1 protein-coding gene is annotated in these 1,210 nt (G+C 75.3%); it reads left to right on the plus strand.

Translation table 11 applies throughout. The features are described 5' to 3' along the window. Window positions 1–1,210 (plus strand): Ig-like domain-containing protein (locus E1J50_RS26145; protein WP_165937987.1); only part of this gene is annotated, 1,210 nt, incomplete at both ends.

The raw sequence follows: 1,210 nt of genomic DNA on the forward strand, positions 1-1,210 counted from the left end.
GTCGGCACCGCCACGGTCGGCCCGAACGGCACCTTCTCGGTCAGCCCGACGAACCCGCTGGCGGAGGGCGCGCACAGCCTCACCGTCCAGCTCACGGATGCGGCCGGCAATGTCGGCGCGGCCTCCGCACCGCTCAACGTCGTCGTCGACACCGCCATCGACACGGGGACGCCCGCCACCCTCAGCGTGAACACGACCGCCGACGGCGTGCTCAACGCGGCCGAGGCGGCCGTGACCGGCTTCACCGTGGTCGGTCTCGACCCGGGCACGAGCGGCACGGCCCTCTTCACGGACGGCACCCGCACGGTCAGCGTCGCCGTCGGCGCGGACGGCACCTACAGCGCCAACCTGTCGACCCTCAACGGGGCGGTGACCTCGAGCCTCGTCCTCGCGGACACGGCCGGCAACGGCGCCACCATCACGGGCCCGGCGCTCAGCCTCGACACCGTGGCACCGGCCGGCACCGCCGCCGCCTCCGCCGCGGGCGGCCCCGCCGCCACGAGCTTCACGGTGACCGTGACCTTCCCCGAGACCGTCACCGGCCTCGGCGCCGAGGATTTCGTGCTCAGCGGCACGGGCGACTCGGCCGGCACGATCAGCGCGGTGGCGGGATCGGGCGGCAGCTACACGGTCACCGTCGCGAACGTGACGGGCAGCGGCACGCTCACGCTCTCGCTGGCGCCGGGCTCCGACATCGCGGATGCCGCGGGCAACCTCGCGAGCCTGATCCCGGCCTCGCGGGCCGTCGACGTCCCGGTGCCGGGGGAGCCGGCACGCACGGTGATCACCGGCTTCGGCGAGGATTCCGGCCTCGTCGGCGACGGCATCACCAACGATCCCGCGCCGGTGCTGACCGGCACCGGCATCGCGGGCGGAACGGTCTCGGTGAGCTACACCGACGCGGCCGGCCCGCACACGCTGACCGGCGCGATCGACGCGCAGGGCAATTGGAGCCTCGCGCTCCCGAGCCTCGCGGATGGCGGCTACAGCTTCACCGCGAGCGCGACCGGCCCGAACGGCGAGACGGGCCGCGCCTCGGCGCCGCTCGCCCTCACCATCGACACGACGGCCGACGCCGCGCCGACCGTGACCCTCGTCGTGGCGGAGCCGGCCAGCGGCGCGCTGACGCCCCAGGAGGCGGCCGCGGCCGCCTTCACCCTCGCCGGGCTCGACGCCGGCTCCACCGCCACCGTGACCTTCACGGACGGCA

Source organism: Methylobacterium segetis, assembly GCF_004348265.1.
Lineage (GTDB): Bacteria > Pseudomonadota > Alphaproteobacteria > Rhizobiales > Beijerinckiaceae > Methylobacterium > Methylobacterium segetis.